The organism is Flagellimonas sp. 389 (assembly GCF_018449435.1).
Lineage (GTDB): Bacteria > Bacteroidota > Bacteroidia > Flavobacteriales > Flavobacteriaceae > Flagellimonas.
The window spans coordinates 14480-33952 of sequence record NZ_JAHCMU010000005.1 but is presented as its reverse complement, the minus strand read 5'-3'; the positions used below and the strand labels follow the sequence as shown (position 1 = coordinate 33952).

Genomic DNA, 19473 nt, shown 5'->3' with positions numbered 1-19473 from the left:
TAGAGTTTAAAATTGAATGTTAAGTCTTGTGAATAATTGTATTCCTGGATTTATAAGTACTTCGCTGTCTTGTGCTGCAAGGGGGTTAGTGCCCTTAAAATCCAAAAGGTTGTTAACCCCCAGTTGCAGGCTGTAATGTTCAAGAAAAGTTTTTCCAAAAGCTAAATTGACCAAAGCATAGCCATCAACGAAGCTATTGTCCAATTCATCCAATAGGTTATTGCCATTACGATCGGCAAGACCAAATCTGGAGCGGTATACTACTCTTAGATTGGCATTTATGTCCCATTCCGGTATTTCGTAAAAGGCCTTGAAATTTAGGGTATGACGAGAACGGTTTTCCAGCCCAAAATAATCTTCGCGCTGTAGCCGTACCGTTTCTAAAGTTTCTTGGTTTCTACCGAATACATCGCCATTTTCAAAGGCTTCTTCTTTTTCTTTATCAAAAGCATATAATAATTGGTAACCAGCAGAAAGATTCAGGTTTTTGGATATTGTATATTTTATATCGATTTCGGCGCCTTGGGTATAAACACTTTCACGGTTGATGTAGCCAAATACATTCTGACCATTGGTCTTTGCAGCTAAAATTCGAGTATCGATAAGGTTTTCAAAATCGTTTCTAAAAAAATTAACTTCTGAGGAAAGCGCTCCTTTTTTATACGTAAAACCAAGGTTATAGCCTATAGAGCTTTCTGCATCCAACGATTGCCCTAGTTGAGAAGGGTCAACTTGCAAGGTCGCGATTTCATCATTTTCTTGTAGCCGTTGTATGCCAGTTGCTTCGACCTCTTTTCCGAAAACCGAGTATCCACCACCTGCAGCATTGGTAAAGTCCAAGTATAACTGCCGGAAATCTGGGGCTTTAAATCCGCTGCCAACCGAGCCTTTTATAGAAAAATTGGAAGTGACATCATATTTAGCTGAAATCTTTGGGCTTAACTGTGAATTGTATTCACTGTGATTGTCAAAACGTGCGCCAGCAATGATATTGAGTTTTTCCAAAGGTTTAAAATCATACTGGGCAAAGACGTACTGCGAATTAAATGTGATAGTCTCTGAGAAAAGAGAGCGGTTCAGATTTTCGAAATTATAACCAGCACCTATGGTCAAGGTATTATTGGGGTTAAAGGAATGATTGAACCGTATTTCTGGTCTAAATAGTTTTTGGTCAAAATCATTGGCGATAAGCAGTTGGTCATCAATAGGGTCTATTACCTGTTCATCCGTTGTGTAATTGGTATAGTAAAACTCGTATTGAAGATTGGTCTTTTTTGAAGCGTCATGATTGATGCGCAATAGGACATTGGCATCTTTTTCTTCACTAGTACTTGGCTGTACGTCAAACTCTTGGAAAAAATACCTGCCTGAAACAAAAACATCTAGATTTTCCGTAATATCTGCAAAAAATCTACCATTAAATGTGTAGTTATAGAATGGATTAACCGTTTGTCCCTCATCAGAAGGGGCAAGATCAAAACCATCCGTGCTTAAACGGTCCGCAAAGACGGAGTATCCAATTTTATCAAAACGTTGGTTAAGGCTCAAGTTGGTATTTTGATCGTTGAAGGTGGCAGCTCGATGTGAAACTTGTCCACTAATGTTCTCAGAAGTAGGTTTCTCCGTGATAATATTAATGACCCCACCAAGCGCTTCGGACCCAAATAAACTGGACGATGGACCTTTAACTATCTCTATTTGTTTGATGTTACCTATTGCAAAACGACTTAAATCCAGATTGCCAGAACTTCGCCCCACAACGGGTACGCCATCAATTAATATTAATACATAGTCTGATGCTATACCCTGGATTTGTACACCTTCCCCACCACCAATCGTAGCATCTGGCGTCATGATAATTCCAGTTTGCTCATTCAATATTTGGTCTAGTCGTGTGACGCCTGTCTGTTGCAATTGCTCTTTTCCAATTAAGGTTACGGGAAGTGGAAGTGATGAAAGTTGGCGTATGGTACGTGTGGCCGTAACGACGACCTCGTCCAAGTTTTCAGTAAGAATGGAGTCTTTCTCTTCTTTTCTGCCTTCCTGAGCGCAGACTGAAATACTGACATAAATCAGAAAATAAAAGAGAATATTATTTTTATTTAGACTCATTCTGTTTAAATTTGTGACAAATATATATTTTATTTTAAATCAATCTAAATAAGAATAGTTATAATTTTCAATTTTTTTAATTCAAAAAAACAACACTTCAAAATGAAACGTGTAACATTTTTTAGCATTTTCAGCTTTGTTTTTGCATTTGTGTCAATAGCCCAGGATAAAAAGGAACAGGACAAAAAAGCCATAAAGGATATGTGCGGTTGTTATGATATCACCTTTAAGTACACTGAAACTTTCGCCCCAGAAATTGACTATGAGAAGAAAATGGACTATACCGCCAGTGCTTTGGAATTAGCATTACCGATTGTTGATGAGGACGACAGGATTTCGATTCAGCATCTTTTGGTGGTCAATGATACTATGGTCATCAAACATTGGAGGCAAGATTGGGAGTATGAAAACCAGAAAGTTTTCTATTACGACAAAGAAAATAATTGGGTATTCAAAACATTGCCTGCAGATGATGTAAAAGGTCAATGGACACAGAAAGTATTCCAAGTAGATGACAGCCCTAGATATTCAGGCTCTGCAACTTGGATTCACGCAGACGGAAAACATTATTGGGAAAACAAGACAGATTCCCCTTTACCAAGACGTGAGTATACAAAAAGAAGCGATTACAACGTAATGCTTCGGGGCAATCGACAAGAAATCACTGATTATGGATGGGTACACGAACAAGATAATGACAAAGTTATTCGTGAAGATGGTAAGGAAGATGTGTTGTTGGCACAGGAAAAAGGATGGAACACTTATACCAAAGTTGCCGATGAAAAGTGTCAGCTTGCTATGGATTGGTGGAAAGAACACAGTCCTTTTTGGGCGAACGTAAGAACATCTTGGGATGTTATATATAATCGACAAGGAGACCTCACCTTGGTTAAGGCCATTGACAAAAAACCATTGTTCATGCACTTATATCCGTTGGAAAAAATGAACGCTGACCCTGAGAAGATTACAGCGGTACTTTCAAAGTTTGTCGCAGACCCAAAAACTGCAAAAAGTGAAACTGGAAAGTAATTCGAAATTGATAGTAATGGCCATGTTCTGCATGGCCTTTTTGTTTTTAGGATTTTCACCCAAAAAGATTTCCCCCAGGCTTCAGGAAAAACTGAACAATGCGGTACAATCCACATTTGAAGTTGAGGGTTTTGAGTTACAATGGATACAGGTTGAAGAAGCTATAAATGCCAAGACCAAAGTAGAATTGGGCCATGAAAATCTATTCAAGGTAGAAAAGTCTGGTAAGCTCATTGGGTACGCTTATCTTGGGGAAGCGCCCAGTATGAAAAATATATTTGATTATGTAGTACTTTTTAATCCTGACCTCAGCATAAAAAAATCCAAGGTTTTGATTTACAGGGAAGACTACGGGAGGCAGATTGGAAGCCAGCGTTGGTTAAAACAGTTTATCGGGAAAAAATCTGGGGATACGATCATTTATGGTGAAGATGTGGATGCCATCTCGGGGGCCACTATTTCTGCAAAATCAATGACCGTTGCCGTAAATGCCGTTTTATCCAGTGTTGAAGTATTGAAAAAGTCCAAAATATTATAAGAATAAATAAGTATGGAAATCATTCAGTTGTATCACAATTCAGTTGGAACCACATATCAATGGAAAAGCAATGATGCGATTGACATAAAGCAACTACAGCTTATTTTTAGGGATACAGGACTTTTGTTTACCCATAAGGAGTTGACCGTCCTTTTCAAATTAATATGCACAACAACGGGCAATACCAAACTCTGTAAAAAGTGCAGTGAGGATAATGCGTGCAAGGCAATACACCTAAAAACCCCAATTCCCCAAGTTTCCTTTGCAGTAAGTGCAAAAGAGTTGAAGGGCCTTAGCGAACTTGTAGAAGGAACAATTTTTCAACTAGGGCTGAATAAACTGCTACACAAATTATAGAAGGTTTCCTATCCATGGTAGTTTTTAGTATTTTCCATGGGTGATATCATTATTATGACTATAGTTGGGAGCATTCAAAATTTTTCAAAGGAAATCAAAGCACTTATCGTGCTGTTCTTGCTAGTGGTAAGTACAGGTTTTATTTCTGCTTTGCAATTTGTGGACTTGACCACCAGTGGAAATCCCAAAGGAATAGAAGAAAATTATCTGGGCAACGAAGATGACCTTGAAGCAACAGAGATGAAGTTTGCCAAAAGTGAAAAGCAGATACTGAACATTGTCCACACGCATGTTTTGGCCATGGGAATGCTTTTTTTCATTTTGGCTTTGTTGGTAGCTACTACCCCCTTGCGTGATTTTTGGCGCAGCTTCTTGCTGATGGAACCTTTAGTTTCTGTGTTGTTAACTTTTGGGGGAATCTATCTTCTTTTTAAAGGAATACTTTGGATGCGATACGTCATTATGGTATCAGGTATATTGATGACCTTTTCTTTTATTGCTTCTGTTGCAGTAATTCTATTCTGGCTTTTTAAAAAATCAAATCAACAATCTTAGATTAAGGTCACCAGATAATTATAGAACATCCCTGCTAAAATCGCCAAGCCAAAGCTTAGCAGTGTACCAATGAGTACATACTCGGTCAACTTTCTGTTTTTTCCTTTGTTGAGGTCCCCAAATCGGAAAACAGATTTAGCGGTAATCAAAAATCCAATCGACGCCCATTGATTGAACAAGATAAAACCAAACACAAATAGGCGTTCCAACATGCCTATGTAACGTCCGGCGTTTTTTAATGATTCTCCTTCAGACTTGCTCTCTTTTTCTAGTTCTTTAATATAATGAGCCATCATTAGTTTGATCAGTATCGCCGAAACATAGGTGACAAAAGCAATCATAATCAATAAGAATATGGTTTTTGTAGAAAGCCATGTTGCCAAATGAATGGAAAACGGTTCATAAATATAGATGACCAATGCAATAACCAATAGATGGAGCAGCTGGTCAACAACAAAAAGCCAACGGTGATTTTTTTTAGTGGTCAGCACCAGTTTGGTCAAATCTATTAGGTAATGAGAGACGATTACTACTGCAATGATCCATAGGTATTGAAACTGTAGTAATACCAAAAGGGCCAAAAGATGTATGCCCATATGCCAATACAGATATTTCGATTTCCACTTTTTTTTCAATTTGTCATCCACCCACTTACTGGGTTGTAACACAAAGTCACCTAAAAAATGGGCCAGTAGAAGCTTTAAGGTCAGTAAGATCATAGTTTTGCAAGTTGGGATTTATAAAAATAGATAAGCTTTTGCACTTCGTCAAATCCAGCCCGTAATAGTGCTTCGCTTATGTTGCTCTGGGTTGTTTCCAATAGGGATGCCAATTCTTTTTGATTGGCTTTGGGATTTTCCATGGCAGTTTTTACCACTCTAGCGGTTGCAGGTAGCCAATTGTTCATGGTCAGTGTTGCAAGCTCCAGCATAAGATTCAGGGTAGTATCAAAAGACGTTACATTTGACTTTAATGCTAAAGTCTGTTTTTTTAGATTTTCAAAACATTCTCCTGAATATACGAATGCAGAGCCATTGGATTCGGTTATCTTATCCGAATCATAGTCCTTTTTGCCAAGACCAATCCCCAATCTAACATCCAATTCTTTGTTTTGCTTCAGGCTTGCTTTTATGTGGATGGCCGCTTCCAATGCTTTTTCTGATGGGATTTCCAATTGAAAACTGTCCCCACGATAGATTTCCCAGTGTGCAGGTTCTTTGCCATACGTACTCAATGCCTTTTTTAAATAGGGTAACCAAGTTTCTGGTTTTACCTTACGAGAATCGATGATATCTCCGGTTATAATTGCAATTGTAGTATTCATAGGTGCAAATATCGGTAAAATAGCCGATAATGAAGAATATCGGTAAAATAGCCGATAATCGAGAATATCGGTAAAATAGCAGATAAACGGAATATGCTTAAATAGCAGTATATCAAAATAAGAACCTGTTGAAACTTAGTATTGATTATAGTCGAATAAAATATTTCGACAGGCTCAATATGACAATAAGAAATCTAAATTATCTAATTTGAGATTTTCTCCCTAAAATCCGGAACTAGTTTTCCGTCTGTCCAACTAAGTTCCCTAATCTCTGAAGAAGATTTTGACCAGTTGGAATCTTCCTCATATATCACATGGCTTTCATTTCTGTAAACGATTTTTCCGGGAACCCCTCCTTCATCATAGGGAAAGACAAATGTTTCGGAGTAACTGAATTGCCCAGCTTCCGATATTGCGGAAAGTTCAGCAACTTTTGACAGTCCCTTGTCGTGGGCGAAAAAATAAACGCTACCACCCTCCATTCCACAGGCTTCCGATATATAATCGATATAAAGGATGTCGTTCAAATTTTCCAGACCCTGATTTCCTATTGCTTTGACCATGATATTCGGATTTGCCAATTGTACCTTGTTCTCAACATAATCACCATCCTTTATGTTACGGATATTCAAAAATAGGATATCGTCTTCTCTAGAGTAGGCAAAGAAATAGTTCGTGTTGTTCATGGTTTTCTTCTCCAAAGAAAGTAAGCCGCCAATAATGTAGCCGGTCATGTCATCGTATTTTACTTTATAAAATGGAGAATCAAAACCTTTATAGGGCCAAGATGATGAGGTCTTTTCAATGATTTCTACCCATTCCCCAATTTTCAACAGTTCCAAGACCTTGGATTTTGTGTCTGGTGCAGTTCGTAATTTTACATCATTGCCAAATAGATACACCTTGTCGCCAGGTTTAAAACCGCATGAATCCCAAGGACAATGAAAGTTTTCCTGGGCCATGCCAAAAGAGAAAATGAATAGTGAGGTTAGGGTCAATATTATAGATCGTGTCTTCATAGTTTTATGTATTAATGTTATAACAGTCCACACAGAATGTTAGTATATATACGCCTTAAAATGTTAAAATAGTTTTCGTTGGTTTTCTATGGAATTTTCCTTCTAGTTAACACAAACGCAATATGGGCCCAATAATTTTAATTTTCTGGTAATATTTGGCTAACCCAAAAGGTACTTGCATGATTTAGTTTTAGGGAAACCTGAGAACACAAAAAAATGCAACGTAAAACAGAAACAAGAAGAGCTTTCTTGGCCAAATCCATTTTGGCTTCAGGAGGTGTTATTTTAAGCTCCCAACTGGTAGCTTGTGAAAAATTGGATGATTTTTTAAGCGATGATGGCCCAAGTGATGGCGTGCCTAGATTTTTACACGGCGTAGGAAGTTTTGACCCTATTGCAGACGCTGTTATCATCTGGACCAGATTCACTCCTACAGCAGATGAGGTTGGAAAATCTATTAAAATCAATTGGCAAATGGCTACGGATAAAGACTTCCACCATGTAGTCAAGGAAGGTATGCAATATGCTTCTTCCGCAAATGATTTTACCATAGTCCAGGATGTTACCGGACTACAGGCGAATGGTAAATTTTATTATCGGTTTATACAATCCGATTTAAAAGAGACTTCGCCAGTGGGTGAGACCATTACATTGCCAGTAGCTGGAGCTTCTGTTGACAGTCTTAAGGTAGCCACGTGCTCGTGCAGTAACTTTCCAACAGGACTTTTTAACGTATATGATGCTATTGCCAACAGTGATGCCGATGTAGTGCTTCATCTTGGGGATTACATCTACGAATATCAAATAGGGGGCTACGGCACAAATGAGAATACGGAACGTCTGAACCGAGAACATGATCCCGCCAATGAGATTTTGACCTTGGAAGACTATAGACTTCGCTATCGCCAATATCGTACAGACGAAGGATTGCAATTGGCGCATCAGAAAAAACCATTTATAGTGGTTTGGGATGACCATGAAATAACAAACGATGCCTATAAAGATGGTGCTGAAAACCACGATGCATCAGAAGGGGACTACCAAGCTCGTTTGCAACGTGCCATTCAAGTACATAGTGAGTATTTACCGGTTCGTACAGATACACAAGGGGTTATCTATAGAAATTTTGAATTTGGAAACTTGGCAAACTTGGTCATGTTGGATACCCGAATTATTGGAAGAGATAGACAGTTGAGTTTTGGAGGATATTTTAATGTTGATGGAAGTTTTGATTTTGCAGGGTTTTCAACAGCATTGAACGACCCTTCGCGCAGACTTATGGGACAAGAGCAATTAGATTGGTCTGCGGGGGCCATTGGTGGTAGCAATGCCAAATGGCAAGTTTTGGGACAACAAGTTTTAATTGGGAAAATGACTGTGCCAGCAGAGCTTTTAATATTAATTGGTCAGGTAGCTGGTGGCGATACATCTCCAGAAACTTTGGGAGCTTTACAAAGTGCTATTGTTGAATTGTCCACGCTTAAAGGTAGGGCATTGGCAGGTGACCCAACCTTAACGCAGGAAGAATTGGCGCGCTTGGCAGCTGAGGTACCTTATAACTTGGATGCTTGGGATGGTTATGCAGTGGAGCGCGAACAACTGTTCAGCCTATTGAAAGGAAAAAACACCGTAGTATTTGCTGGTGACACGCACAATGCTTGGCATAACATACTTAAAGATAATGATGGAAATAAAATTGGCGAGGAATTTGCCTGTCCATCTGTTACTTCTCCCGGTTTCGAAGGAATATTTGGAAAGAATCCCAATACAATAGCTGGAATTCAGCAAGCGTTTACGCTGCTCATCGATGGTTTAAAGTATTTTGATGCATCGCAGCGTGGTTATGTATTAACAGAATTCACACATTCTGGAGCCACTGCATCCTACAGGTTTGTAGATACCATAGCTTCCTCGGCCTACACGGAAACTGAGGGGTCAAGTATTACTGTTGCCTGTTAACATAAAACAAAAAAGAAGCCACGCCCATGGCAGGCGTGGCCTCTAAAATCAACAAAAAACATTATCCTCTTCTTCCTTTCTCCCGCATTTTCTTTTTGCCATTCATTGTCTTTTTCAATGCCATTTTTTTCCATGTGTCGTATTGCTCGTCTGTCAATATCTCTTTCATTTTTTGATGATGGACTATTTGGTTGTCCAATCTTTCATTTTCTAATGCATACCGTTCTTCAGTAGTGGGTCTTGTTGATTCACCACTTTCTTTTTTTGACTTGCGTTCCTCACGCTTGGCCTTACGTGTTTTTGCTTGTTCTAGATTTATCTCCATAACTCGTTGCTGCTGCCTTTCGGTTAAATCTAGTGCTAAAGTCATTTTCTTTGTGTGCAGCGTTGCCATTTGTTCTACGGTCAAATCTGCTTTAAATCCTTCACGTTGCTTAGCGCCATCATGCCTTTGTGAAAAGACACTAACTGTAGCTAGCAATACCAATACTGTTACTAATCGTCTCATAAGTTTAAATTTTAATGATTTGATAGTAGGACACAGAATATGCCCTATGGTTTAAATGTCAAACATCACATTTATGAAACTCTTAAGAATAGTAGGGGTAATTTGTATTACTGGGGTAGGTTTGATACCTCGTCCTGAAGTTTTCCAGATTTTTGATCGTCTTCAAATTCATTTCCTGCCATTTGTTCAGTGGAAATTTTATCTTGAAACGCTTCTTCCTGTTCCATGTCGTAGTAAAGAATAGCGACAATTATAAAACAGGACAAATAGATAAGACTTTTGATTCTGTAGGTCATAATACTAAAATTTGGGATTACTAAAGTACAGAAATCATTCCTTGGTATTGGTGATATGTTGTAAAACCACCCTTTTAAGATGTCTACAAATTGAAAAACATGGTGTATCCGACAAAATACACAGTCTCCCCAAAAAGTCAGGTTTAACGATAATTTGGGATGGAATCAGTGTATATAAATGATGAATCAGCCCCACTTTTTAAGTGGGGCTGATTCATGTATTTTAAGAAACGGATACTTATTACACCCAGAACTTTTGGGTCAAGGATTTCTATTTTGGGTCCAAGATTAAGTCGATGCGTTCCAAAGCATCCTGAAGATGATATCTACTCATTCTATCTGAGATTTGGTTTAGACCATTTCTGATATCCCTTTTTAGGTTATTGAGTTCAGCACGTGAAACAGAGCGTATATCAGATTGGCTTGTGTTGACGGCCGTAGATTTACGATACCCCCCAAAATCCGATAGCTTCTTTTGGTTTTCTGCTGTCATTAAATAGTGTAAGCGGTCAATATGAGCTTTTTGTAAGTTTCTTCTATACGTGTCAATGGATTTTCCGTTTCTGGTTTCTGACCAGATACCTTTTCGTAGATCGCCCATCATGTCCAACAGGGTATATGCTTCATTACCGTTTATAGCTTCGTTTTCTATAAGGCGTGCCATTTTGCCCAGATGGAGCACAGTGTTTAAGTAACGTTCCTGTACCGAGCGAATTCTTTCGATAGAGCCTGAATATTGAATCTTGTTAAAAATCTCTTGGTCAATCAACCACTCAGGAGTCGCAAAGAGTTCTTCCTGAAGAAAATCCATACAATTCTTTTGATGCTCTTTAGCTACATGTGTATATACTGCACCTTCTTGATCAGCGGTTTTATGATATTCATAAACACCACCAATATTATTGGACACATGTCCCATATATCTTCTGTACTGTCCAACTACCTGACCATACAAAGTCTCCAAATCATCGTAGTTCTTTCCGTCTTCCGTTGTCCATTCTTTTAATTTTGGTACAATACGTTTAAGGTTTGCTATCCCGTAAAGACTTGCCTTTATAGCATCATCACCTAAATCTTCCGTTTGGGAGCTAGGATCATGGATATCTCCTACTTGTTGATGGCCAAAACGATACATTGGGTCATTTTCGTGCGCTCTTATCCATTGGTTCAATATTGGTTTCTCATCTACCGCCGAAACATCTAGAATAGGTTTGTAACCCCAACGAATAGCGTATTTGTCATAAATACCAATATTGGGCATCAGTGCTACACCTTCATCGCCCGGTTGCGCCACGTAGTTGAACCTTGCATAGTCCATAATAGATGGTGCCGTACCATATTTCTGGGTAAATTCTTTAGAACGTAAAGAATCCACAGAATAGGCAACACTACTTCCCATGTTGTGCGGAAGTCCTAAAGTATGACCTACTTCGTGGGCAGATACAAAACGAATCAGTCTTCCCATGATTTCATCTTTAAAAGCTACTTTTTGTGCTTCGGGATTAATGGCCGCAGTCTGAACAAAGTACCAGTTGCGCAATAGCGTCATTACGTTATGGTACCAATTAATGTCAGACTCTAAAATTTCACCGCTTCGTGGGTCGCTAACATGCGGGCCATTGGCATTTGGTATTGGTGAAGCCAAATATCGCACAACGGAATACCGTACATCTTCAGGAGACCATTCTGGGTCTTCCTCTAAGGTTGGTGGGTCTTTGGCAAGAATGGCATTTTTAAATCCAGCAGCTTCAAAAGCTACTTGCCAATCTTCTATACCTTGTTTAATAAATGGAATCCATTTTTTTGGCGTGGCACGGTCTACATAATATATAATAGGCTTTTTTGGCTCGACCAACTCACCAGCTTTGTACTTTTCTATGTCCTCTTCTTTAACCTCTAATCGCCATCGGTCTAGATAACGAACAGTTTTACTCTCCTGTGCATCCAATCCATAATCCACTTGTCCTCTGGCGAACCACCCTACACGTTCATCAAAATACCTTCGCTTCATTGGCTCTTCTGGCAATAAAATCATAGAATTATTGATTTCTATGGAAATGGAACCCATGCTCTGGTTGCTGGGCGGTTCTTTGGCAACATATGTTTTTACGTGCCGAGCTTCAATATTTAATGGATAACTCTTTAGGGACTCAATATAGCTACGGTCACTATCCAAACGACTTACCTTATATCTTTTTCGAATACCGTCGGGCATACCGAGGGCGTTGACATCTTTGGTGAATAATGGGTCAACTTCGATTACGGTAGCTGGATTTAAGGAATCTTTCTTAAAGGCCTTAATATCGAAAGCGAACAGTACAGGTTCAAAATTGGAATTTACAACCGCTTCGTGCACGGGCAAGGAGTCCGCAGCATAGTTTTCGTAAGACACAACTCTTAGCAGTACCTTTTTTGGTTTTTTTTCCCATCGAAGCACTTTGGTATTTATTTTTCCACCACCAAAACCGATTCCAGTTGCCGTTTTTGAGATACGGCTTACCATAAGCATTTCTCTATTTAGAAGCGAATCCGGAATCTCGTAATAATGTTTGTCCTCAACTTGATGTACCTTAAAAAGGCCTTCGTCAGTTTTTGCATCTTTGGTGATTACCTTATTATAAGGTTGAATAGCTCCCTTTTTTGGTTTGTCCTCTGCTTTTTTCTCTGTTTTTTTCTGTTTCTTTTTAAAAAGTTGGGCTTCTACAGTTTGAAAAGAACCCATTAAGAAAATAAGAAGTAAGACTTTTGGAAGTAGTTTTTGAATCATTTTGGTGTTAGTTTGATATGATGAATGCATCCAAAGAACTTAAAAAAGGATAAAAAAGAGTGTTAAATAAATATTAACTCTCTTTTTTTTTGTCACATACGCCAACCTTTGGGAGTATTGGATTTTACTGCTAGTTTTCGTTGAAAGTGTACCTATAGCTGGGTTCGTGGGGAATCATAATTTTTGAAAAAAAATAAAAAAGCTGTAACAATTTAAAATTTGCACAGTCTTATAAGCATATTACATCAATCAAAAAATTCAATCAAAAATGAACAAGTTATTAATGATTTACGGATGTGCACTATTAGGTAGTCCCACCGTAGCAGAAGACCAACAAAGTACGGCAGCAACTGTTGTAGAAACTAAAACTGAAACTGTTGGTACGTTTGAGAACAATTTTACGGTATTGACCATCAATGCTGAGGCAAACAGTGAAACTTCCAGATTTTATAGTGCTATAAATGAGGAATCCTTTCAATTAAATTTAAACGAAATTGAGTTTGTAGAAGAAGAATCGGATTTGGATTTAGGTTTTAATACCTCCGATTATCTTCCCGAGGGCTTTGACCCCTACGAAACTTATTTTGATTTGAATTCCCTTATATACATCGAAGACGAAAACGAATTACATCTGGATTTCTCGACCAGTGCGTATTTACCAGAAGGATTTGATGCTTATACAGCGGTAGTGGACGTACATTCCATCAACTACATCGAAGACGAGGATTTAGAGTTAGGTTTTGATACTGCAAATTATCTTCCTGCAAGATTCTCACCGTACGAAGCGTATGTGGACTTGAGCACTATTGAATACATAGAGGATGAAGTTGATCTAGAACTAGGTTTGGACAGCTATTATTCTTTACCAGAGGGATTTAATGCCTATACGGATACGATTGGAATTGCATCCATCAATTTTATAGAGGATGAGGCAATTGATCTGGGTTTTGATACTACTGCGTATCTACCAAAAAACTTTGATCCCCACATGGAGGTCAACTAAGTAAGATGTTAGATTTCATTTTACGAACTTTTGATTTAGTCAGTCAAAGAAAAAGCCCTCTTCGGAGGGCTTTTTATATGGGGCTTATTTTTTATTTCTATAAATGTATCGACGAGTTGCAGTTAACAAAATAATAACAATAAAATCGACCAAGTGTAAATGGCAAGAAAACCAACTTAAAGCTGATTATTTGGTAGGCTTCAAGACGTTAAATTAACACTTTGTCAATGATTTGAAATAAGTACTGATAATACTCTTCTAACCTGTTTTATTAGCATTAGTTAATGAAAATCTAAATATAATAATCTTGAATTTTAGGGGTTTTATCTTTGCTATATATTTAAAAACAGCAGTTATGAAATACCAGACTTTTACATTGACCGCAGTAATGATCGTCTTTATGTCAATCTCGCTTCAAGCCATGAAATCGAATGCATTGGTTGAAGAATTTGATATAAACAAAGTTGTATTTATAGAAGAAGATCAGGACTATGATTTAGGTTTTGATACTTCTATATATCTACCTGAAGGATTCGATGCCTACAGTAATGAATATTCAATAGAAACAGTTAATTATATCGATGATTGTGATGAAATTGAATTAGGTTTTGAAACCCTTATTTTTTTACCGGAAGATTTTGATGCCTATACAAAATAAGTTAGTTTTTTATTTTTTGAGTTAGTTAGTTTGATGAGCCCTCCAATTAGGAGGGCTTGTTCGTTAAAAAAGGAACGGAACCACAAATTGAAATACTAAAATCAACAAGCCAACGGCAATAAGGTTCAAAACGATACCAACTCTCGCCATTTGCGGTACTTTTACGTAACCGCTGGCAAAAACTATTGCATTGGGCGGGGTGGCCATAGGCAGCATAAATGCGCAGCTACTTGCTATAGTTACCGGAATGAGCAAATAAAGTATGGGAATTTCCAATCCAATGGCTATACCTGCAACAACGGGAGCCAACACGGCTACAAGTGCCACATTGCTCATAAGTTCGGTCATAAACAACATTAGCAGAATTAATAAAGATGCGGTTAGGATTATACTTATTTCGCTATTTGCAATAGCAACCGCCACCATATCAACTATTCCACTTGATGACATCCCCTTTGCCAACGCCAGTCCACCGCCGAATAGGATTAAAATGCCCCATGCTAATTTTGAAGTGTCTTTCCACTGAATCAAAAAGTCACCCTTCCTTAAGTTGTATGGAATTGCAAACAGGGAAATTGCCGCAAAAATACTGATCATAGTATCGGTAAGTCCCAAATTTGGAAAAATACTATTGATTAAGGTTCTAAAAATCCAAAGGGAAACCGTTACCGCAAAAATGGCTAGTACTAACTTCTCTTTCCCAGAGGTAGGCCCTAACTTTTGGAGCTCAATATGAATGACTTCTTTTGATGCACTAAACTTTAAATCCCTGTTGGGGAACATCCATTTTACCAGTACAAGGTAGCTTATGCCAATCATTACTATGGAAAATGGAAGTCCAAGAGTCATCCATTTTAAGAAAGAGATTTCGGTATTGTATTCATTTTCCAATAATCCTATCAAGACCGAATTTGGTGGTGTACCGATAACAGTTGCGATACCACCTGCATTTGCAGAAAAAGCAATGCCCAACATCACACTTAGGGCAAAATTTTGGTCATTTTTTGTAAACCCGTCTTCATCGTTGATCAACAAGTTGATTACAGAAATTGCGATAGGGAGCATGACCACAGTACTTGCTGTATTACTGATCCACATACTCAGAGAGGCTGTGGCTATCATAAATCCCAAAATAACTTTGTTTGGAGTTGTTCCGGTCAGTTTTATGATGTTCAGAGCAATTCGCTTGTGAAGATTTACCTTTTCCAATGCCAATGCCATTACAAATCCACCAAAAAATAGAAAAACAATAGGGCTTCCGTAGTTGGCACCTACTTCAGCAATCGGCAGGATTTTTAGCAAAGGGAAAAGCAATAACGGTAGAAGTGCCGTTACGGATATGGAAACTGCTTCGGTAATCCACCAAATCAACATCCAGACTGCTACCGAGATAACGGGGTCGCCTTGTTCGGAAACAAGATGAAAAGGCAGATTATTTAAAGCGAGAAATACAATTGGGCCAAGAATGAGCCCGGCAATTTTTGATTTTTCCATGTTGGTCTTTAGTATTCAAAGTTCTAAAGATAATGAAGACTTAAAAATAGTTGCGCAATCGATTGCATAAATTTTCATTAAAGACGGATTCAAAAGTATTTACAGCAAAAAACTATATGATTGAAATTATGATGATGAACTCATTTAAACTTTTAATGAATGCCCATTTTTTGTCATGATATAGTTTTGTCGTCATGCTGAAATTGTTTCAGCATCACATAACAGTTGCAGATCAATATTTTGTGATGGGACCCTGAAATGAATTCAGGGTGACGATTAATTTTATGAATGATTACGGACGATCAGAAACTTTTTTGCCAATGGAAAAAGTTTAAATGAGTTCGATGCAATAATTCTTTATAAGGTGGCGGAGTTAATCTGTTTTAACTCAACTTTTTTGCAAAAAGCCCATCATCGCGTTTTTCAACGGCAAAAACACCAAGTTTTGATAGGTTTTTGGTGCTCTTGTCCCATTTTTTGCCACTGAGCCCAGCTTTTTGTTTCAATTCAGCTAAAGGCATTTCTTCAACTTGCTTCAACAAGTCCATGATTACCTTTTCTTCATCACTAAGAGCAATTGCTTTTTTCTCTGGGCGCATTTGCGGGAAGAACAGTACTTCCTGAATGGAGGAATTATTGGTCATTAGCATTACCAAGCGGTCAATGCCGATACCTATTCCCGAGGTTGGTGGCATACCATATTCCAGAGCTCTTATAAAATCTTGGTCAATGAACATCGCTTCATCATCACCCTTTTCAGAAAGGCGTAATTGTTCTTCAAAACGTTCTCTTTGATCAATGGGGTCATTGAGCTCCGAGTAGCAATTTGCCAATTCTTTACCGTTGACCATGAGTTCAAAACGTTCGGTCAACGCTGGGTTATCGCGATGTTCCTTGGTGAGCGGACTCATTTCTTTTGGATAGTCGGTAATAAAAGTGGGCTGCACATAGCGGTGTTCGCACTTTTCTCCAAATATTTCATCAATAAGCTTGCCCACACCCATTGTCTCATCAACTTCAATGGACAGTTTTTTAGCGACTTCGCGAAGCTCTTCCTCGCCCATCCCTGCAACATCATACCCTGTATGTATCTTGATAGCCTCTAAAATAGGAACTCTGGCATAAGGTGCCTTAAATTCTATTTCATTATCGCCTACGGTGAGTTTTGTGCTTCCGTTTGCATCCAATGCAATTTTTTCCAAAAGCTGTTCCGTAGTATCCATCATCCAATTGTAGTCTTTATAAGCTACGTAGAGTTCCATTACGGTAAACTCTGGATTGTGGGTGCGGTCCATTCCTTCATTCCTAAAGTCCTTGGAAAACTCATAGACTCCATCAAATCCACCTACGATCAAACGTTTTAGGTATAGCTCATTGGCAATACGCAGGTACAAAGGGATGTTCAGTGCGTTATGGTGCGTTAAAAAAGGTCTTGCGGCAGCTCCACCAGGAATGGGCTGTAATATAGGCGTCTCTACTTCAAGATACCCTCTATCGTTATAAAACTCACGGATACTGTTGGTAATTTTCGTTCGCTTGATGAAAGTTTCCTTTACGGACGGATTTACCACTAAATCAACATAGCGTTGGCGATAGCGCAATTCTGGGTCATTGAATTCATCGTACACATTTCCATCAGCATCAACCTTAGGAAGGGGCAATGGGCGTAACGCCTTGCTGAGCAGACTAAAGGCTTTTACCATTACCGTTTTTTCGCCTACCTGGGTGGTGAACAATTCTCCTTCAATACCTATGATATCTCCAATATCCAGCAGTTTTTTGTAGACCTCGTTGTATTGCGTTTTATCTTCGCCCGTGCAAATTTCATCTCTGTTGAAATAAACCTGTATGCGACCTTCACTATCCTGAAGCTCTGCAAAAGAAGCTTTTCCTTGTATTCTTCTAGACATTAACCTACCGGAAATCACTACTTTTTTTCCTTCTTCATAAGCATCTTTGATACTTTTGGAAGTGGCATCAACTGGATATAATGCTGCGGGGTAAGGGTTTATTCCTAGTTCCCTGAGTTTGGATAATTTCTCCCTTCGAACGATTTCCTGTTCCGATAGTTGCATAGTCTATAAAAAATTAAAGCGCAAAATTACACTTTTGCGCTTTAATTCCTTAGTTGGAAGTACTTAATGTAGCGTAATTTGGTACGTAAGGTTTTTTCTTTACGATTTGCACCATATCCTCTTCTAAAGATTCGATAGGACTTTCTACAATTCTATTGACCTCTTTTCCACCTTTAAAGAAAATCATGGTGGGTACTTTTATAATGCCAAGCCCTTTTTCCTCGCCAGTCGGGCTTTTCTTGTAGTGTTCTTTTCGTCTATCCAATGCGACAATTTCCAATTTTTCCATAGGGAATTTAGCGGTCTTTAAGATTTTGATGATTCTCGGCACTTCTCTTTTACTATCACCGCACCATGTTCCCAGAAATAATTTAATCTCATGCTTTGCAAGTGGTTTTTTGAACATGTTGACCAAGTCCTTATCTACGGTATAGGAATCATAACCTTGATTGAACCACGCCTGGTATGGTTGGGAATCCAATCCTTCTAAATTAATTTTTCCAACCAAAAACTTTTTGCCTTTTTCTGTAGTGATTTCCTTATTGAATTCTTGAGAATAGGAAAACGAGATAGAAATAAAGAGCAATGTAAAAAAAGATGATTTCATGATTTTTCTGTTTAAAATTCGAAAGCGAAAATTGCATAAAATCAAAAGCGGAAGACGGTCTAGCAGTTGGAAATAAGGACTAGACCCTAGGTGGAAATTTTATTTTTTGAAGAGTACCACAATCTCGTGGCGTGAAGAAACTTCCAATTTTTTGTACAGATTATTGATATGAGTTTTAATGGTACTATGGCTTACGAAAAGTTCTGCAGCAATTTCTTTGTTGCTCTTATCCTGTAAAATCTGTTGTACTATTTTTTCCTCTTGCGGGGTTAGTTTTTCCACTAGCATTTTGGCCTTTGTCTTGGCCTTTGTCTTTTTTGAAATCAATAAATACAAATTTAGGCACAAGGATAAGGCGAATAGTATTGAAAGTATCCATGTCCAGTTCCAAGTTTTGGGGTTATTAAAACTTGCCAATTGTTCATCTGTAGTTATTTCAGCTTCATATTGTTGTGTAAAACTTGTGTTGGGGTACGCTGCTTTTAACCGTTCCGACAAATTTTTGTAGTAATCGTTTTTTAAAATATCCCGCAAGTAGTAGGAATAGGTTTCGTTTTTTTTGTCTGAAAGAAAATCATAAATGTAAAGCTCTACCAAAGGTTCTTTAACCTCTGCTCCAAAGTCATGGAGTACCTGAAACCATTTTTTTAAGTTAAGTTTTTTGTTGGTTTCACTGACGTAATTCGTAAAATCAAAAATCATTTCTTCTTTTAGATTTTCCACTTCTAAAAGCATCGATGCTTTAGGGTTGGTGGCCATAATTGTACAAAGCGCTTGGTCCTCAAAAGACGTTGGGAATTCCACGGTATCACTATTATTGGCCACAAAAAGAACGCTTTCCGAGCTGCTACACTGCCCTAAATAATGGTGTGAATCTGTATTGTCCAAACAATCATCAAAGTGAATTCTATAGATACGGTTGCTATCAAGTAGATTATTTCCCTTAAACTGAAAAAAACCAGTTGAATCGATAGTGGCTTTCCGAACTATCTGCTCCAAATAGATTCGGGAAGACTTTCTGTAATCTTCAACTAGTGAAAGATAGATTGTTTTTCCAGTATTTTCTTTTGACACGGTTCCCGAAAAGTTATACTGTCCCGTTAATGAATACGAAGTCAGAACAATTAAGAAAAGGATGGAAATCCGCATAATACTGTTTGTAGGGTTTAAAT

The 19473-nt window shown here is 38.2% G+C and carries 18 protein-coding genes; 7 read left to right on the top strand and 11 right to left on the bottom strand.

Features of this window, described 5'->3' with window-relative positions:
- Positions 1-6: 6 nt before the first annotated feature.
- On the bottom strand, positions 7-2112 hold the full coding sequence (locus KIM67_RS05710) for a TonB-dependent siderophore receptor (protein WP_213830389.1): 2106 nt from the start codon (positions 2110-2112) through the stop codon (positions 7-9).
- A 102-nt stretch (positions 2113-2214) separates the two neighbouring features.
- On the opposite strand from KIM67_RS05710, the gene KIM67_RS05705 reads away from it, so the two are divergent.
- The 4 genes from KIM67_RS05705 to KIM67_RS05690 are packed head-to-tail and all read left to right on the top strand — an operon-like array spanning position 2215 to position 4591.
- Positions 2215-3141 (top strand): DUF6607 family protein, encoded by a 927-nt coding sequence (locus KIM67_RS05705; protein ID WP_213830388.1) that lies wholly within the window; start codon positions 2215-2217, stop codon positions 3139-3141.
- The gene (locus KIM67_RS05700; protein ID WP_213830387.1) at positions 3125-3679 is read left to right on the top strand and encodes an FMN-binding protein; all 555 of its coding nucleotides are present in this window, start codon (positions 3125-3127) and stop codon (positions 3677-3679) included. Before KIM67_RS05705 ends, KIM67_RS05700 begins: the two co-directional genes overlap by 17 nt.
- Before the next feature lie 12 nt (positions 3680-3691).
- A complete protein-coding gene (locus KIM67_RS05695; RefSeq protein ID WP_213830386.1) occupies positions 3692-4036 on the top strand; it encodes a hypothetical protein in 345 nt (114 codons plus the stop codon).
- Between the two features lie 36 nt (positions 4037-4072).
- Positions 4073-4591, top strand: a complete 519-nt coding sequence (locus tag KIM67_RS05690; RefSeq protein WP_250149169.1) for a hypothetical protein — start codon at positions 4073-4075, stop codon at positions 4589-4591.
- On the opposite strand, the gene KIM67_RS05685 is transcribed toward KIM67_RS05690, so the two are convergent.
- The 3 genes from KIM67_RS05685 to KIM67_RS05675 form a co-directional block, all read right to left on the bottom strand.
- Positions 4588-5310, bottom strand: coding sequence for a DUF3307 domain-containing protein (locus tag KIM67_RS05685; protein WP_213830385.1), 723 nt, complete (start codon positions 5308-5310; stop codon positions 4588-4590). The genes KIM67_RS05690 and KIM67_RS05685 overlap by 4 nt on opposite strands.
- A complete protein-coding gene (locus tag KIM67_RS05680) occupies positions 5307-5915 on the bottom strand; it encodes a transcriptional regulator (protein ID WP_213830384.1) in 609 nt (202 codons plus the stop codon). The genes KIM67_RS05685 and KIM67_RS05680 overlap by 4 nt, the downstream gene beginning before the upstream one ends.
- Positions 5916-6118: 203 nt before the next feature.
- Positions 6119-6934, bottom strand: coding sequence for an SH3 domain-containing protein (locus KIM67_RS05675; protein WP_213830383.1), 816 nt, complete (start codon positions 6932-6934; stop codon positions 6119-6121).
- A gap of 216 nt (positions 6935-7150) precedes the next feature.
- On the opposite strand from KIM67_RS05675, the gene KIM67_RS05670 reads away from it, so the two are divergent.
- The gene (locus KIM67_RS05670) at positions 7151-8893 is read left to right on the top strand and encodes an alkaline phosphatase (RefSeq protein WP_213830382.1); all 1743 of its coding nucleotides are present in this window, start codon (positions 7151-7153) and stop codon (positions 8891-8893) included.
- A gap of 61 nt (positions 8894-8954) precedes the next feature.
- On the opposite strand, the gene KIM67_RS05665 is transcribed toward KIM67_RS05670, so the two are convergent.
- The 3 genes from KIM67_RS05665 to KIM67_RS05655 form a co-directional block, all read right to left on the bottom strand.
- The gene (locus tag KIM67_RS05665; RefSeq protein WP_213830381.1) at positions 8955-9401 is read right to left on the bottom strand and encodes a hypothetical protein; all 447 of its coding nucleotides are present in this window, start codon (positions 9399-9401) and stop codon (positions 8955-8957) included.
- 107 nt (positions 9402-9508) lie between these two features.
- Positions 9509-9697, bottom strand: a complete 189-nt coding sequence (locus tag KIM67_RS05660) for a hypothetical protein (RefSeq protein ID WP_213830380.1) — start codon at positions 9695-9697, stop codon at positions 9509-9511.
- A 271-nt stretch (positions 9698-9968) separates the two neighbouring features.
- On the bottom strand, positions 9969-12464 hold the full coding sequence (locus KIM67_RS05655; RefSeq protein WP_213830379.1) for a zinc-dependent metalloprotease: 2496 nt from the start codon (positions 12462-12464) through the stop codon (positions 9969-9971).
- A gap of 268 nt (positions 12465-12732) precedes the next feature.
- Here KIM67_RS05655 and KIM67_RS05650 point away from each other — a divergent pair, with 268 nt between their 5' ends.
- A complete protein-coding gene (locus KIM67_RS05650) occupies positions 12733-13467 on the top strand; it encodes a hypothetical protein (RefSeq protein WP_213830378.1) in 735 nt (244 codons plus the stop codon).
- 355 nt (positions 13468-13822) lie between these two features.
- On the top strand, positions 13823-14125 hold the full coding sequence (locus KIM67_RS05645; RefSeq protein ID WP_213830377.1) for a hypothetical protein: 303 nt from the start codon (positions 13823-13825) through the stop codon (positions 14123-14125).
- Between the two features lie 63 nt (positions 14126-14188).
- On the opposite strand, the gene KIM67_RS05640 is transcribed toward KIM67_RS05645, so the two are convergent.
- From KIM67_RS05640 to KIM67_RS05625, 4 genes are all read right to left on the bottom strand, one after another.
- Positions 14189-15619 (bottom strand): DASS family sodium-coupled anion symporter, encoded by a 1431-nt coding sequence (locus tag KIM67_RS05640; RefSeq protein ID WP_213830376.1) that lies wholly within the window; start codon positions 15617-15619, stop codon positions 14189-14191.
- Between the two features lie 383 nt (positions 15620-16002).
- Positions 16003-17694, bottom strand: coding sequence for a lysine--tRNA ligase (lysS, locus tag KIM67_RS05635; protein ID WP_213830375.1), 1692 nt, complete (start codon positions 17692-17694; stop codon positions 16003-16005).
- A gap of 49 nt (positions 17695-17743) precedes the next feature.
- A complete protein-coding gene (locus KIM67_RS05630; RefSeq protein WP_213830374.1) occupies positions 17744-18301 on the bottom strand; it encodes a thioredoxin family protein in 558 nt (185 codons plus the stop codon).
- A gap of 99 nt (positions 18302-18400) precedes the next feature.
- Positions 18401-19450 carry a response regulator transcription factor gene (locus KIM67_RS05625; RefSeq protein ID WP_213830373.1) on the bottom strand — a complete coding sequence of 350 codons (1050 nt, stop codon included), beginning with the start codon at positions 19448-19450 and terminating at the stop codon, positions 18401-18403.
- Positions 19451-19473 lie beyond the last annotated feature (23 nt).

Bases quoted from the DNA above. Each gene is read 5' to 3' on its own strand.
- KIM67_RS05710 (WP_213830389.1), bottom strand. From the start codon at position 2,112: ATGAGTCTAAATAAAAATAATATTCTCTTTTATTTTCTGATTTATGTC.
- KIM67_RS05705 (WP_213830388.1), top strand. From the start codon at position 2,215: ATGAAACGTGTAACATTTTTTAGCATTTTCAGCTTTGTTTTTGCATTT.
- KIM67_RS05695 (WP_213830386.1), top strand. From the start codon at position 3,692: ATGGAAATCATTCAGTTGTATCACAATTCAGTTGGAACCACATATCAA.
- KIM67_RS05690 (WP_250149169.1), top strand. From the start codon at position 4,073: ATGGGTGATATCATTATTATGACTATAGTTGGGAGCATTCAAAATTTT.
- KIM67_RS05685 (WP_213830385.1), bottom strand. From the start codon at position 5,310: ATGATCTTACTGACCTTAAAGCTTCTACTGGCCCATTTTTTAGGTGAC.
- KIM67_RS05680 (WP_213830384.1), bottom strand. From the start codon at position 5,915: ATGAATACTACAATTGCAATTATAACCGGAGATATCATCGATTCTCGT.
- KIM67_RS05675 (WP_213830383.1), bottom strand. From the start codon at position 6,934: ATGAAGACACGATCTATAATATTGACCCTAACCTCACTATTCATTTTC.
- KIM67_RS05670 (WP_213830382.1), top strand. From the start codon at position 7,151: ATGCAACGTAAAACAGAAACAAGAAGAGCTTTCTTGGCCAAATCCATT.
- KIM67_RS05665 (WP_213830381.1), bottom strand. From the start codon at position 9,401: ATGAGACGATTAGTAACAGTATTGGTATTGCTAGCTACAGTTAGTGTC.
- KIM67_RS05660 (WP_213830380.1), bottom strand. From the start codon at position 9,697: ATGACCTACAGAATCAAAAGTCTTATCTATTTGTCCTGTTTTATAATT.
- KIM67_RS05655 (WP_213830379.1), bottom strand. From the start codon at position 12,464: ATGATTCAAAAACTACTTCCAAAAGTCTTACTTCTTATTTTCTTAATG.
- KIM67_RS05650 (WP_213830378.1), top strand. From the start codon at position 12,733: ATGAACAAGTTATTAATGATTTACGGATGTGCACTATTAGGTAGTCCC.
- KIM67_RS05645 (WP_213830377.1), top strand. From the start codon at position 13,823: ATGAAATACCAGACTTTTACATTGACCGCAGTAATGATCGTCTTTATG.
- KIM67_RS05640 (WP_213830376.1), bottom strand. From the start codon at position 15,619: ATGGAAAAATCAAAAATTGCCGGGCTCATTCTTGGCCCAATTGTATTT.
- lysS (WP_213830375.1), bottom strand. From the start codon at position 17,694: ATGCAACTATCGGAACAGGAAATCGTTCGAAGGGAGAAATTATCCAAA.
- KIM67_RS05630 (WP_213830374.1), bottom strand. From the start codon at position 18,301: ATGAAATCATCTTTTTTTACATTGCTCTTTATTTCTATCTCGTTTTCC.
- KIM67_RS05625 (WP_213830373.1), bottom strand. From the start codon at position 19,450: ATGCGGATTTCCATCCTTTTCTTAATTGTTCTGACTTCGTATTCATTA.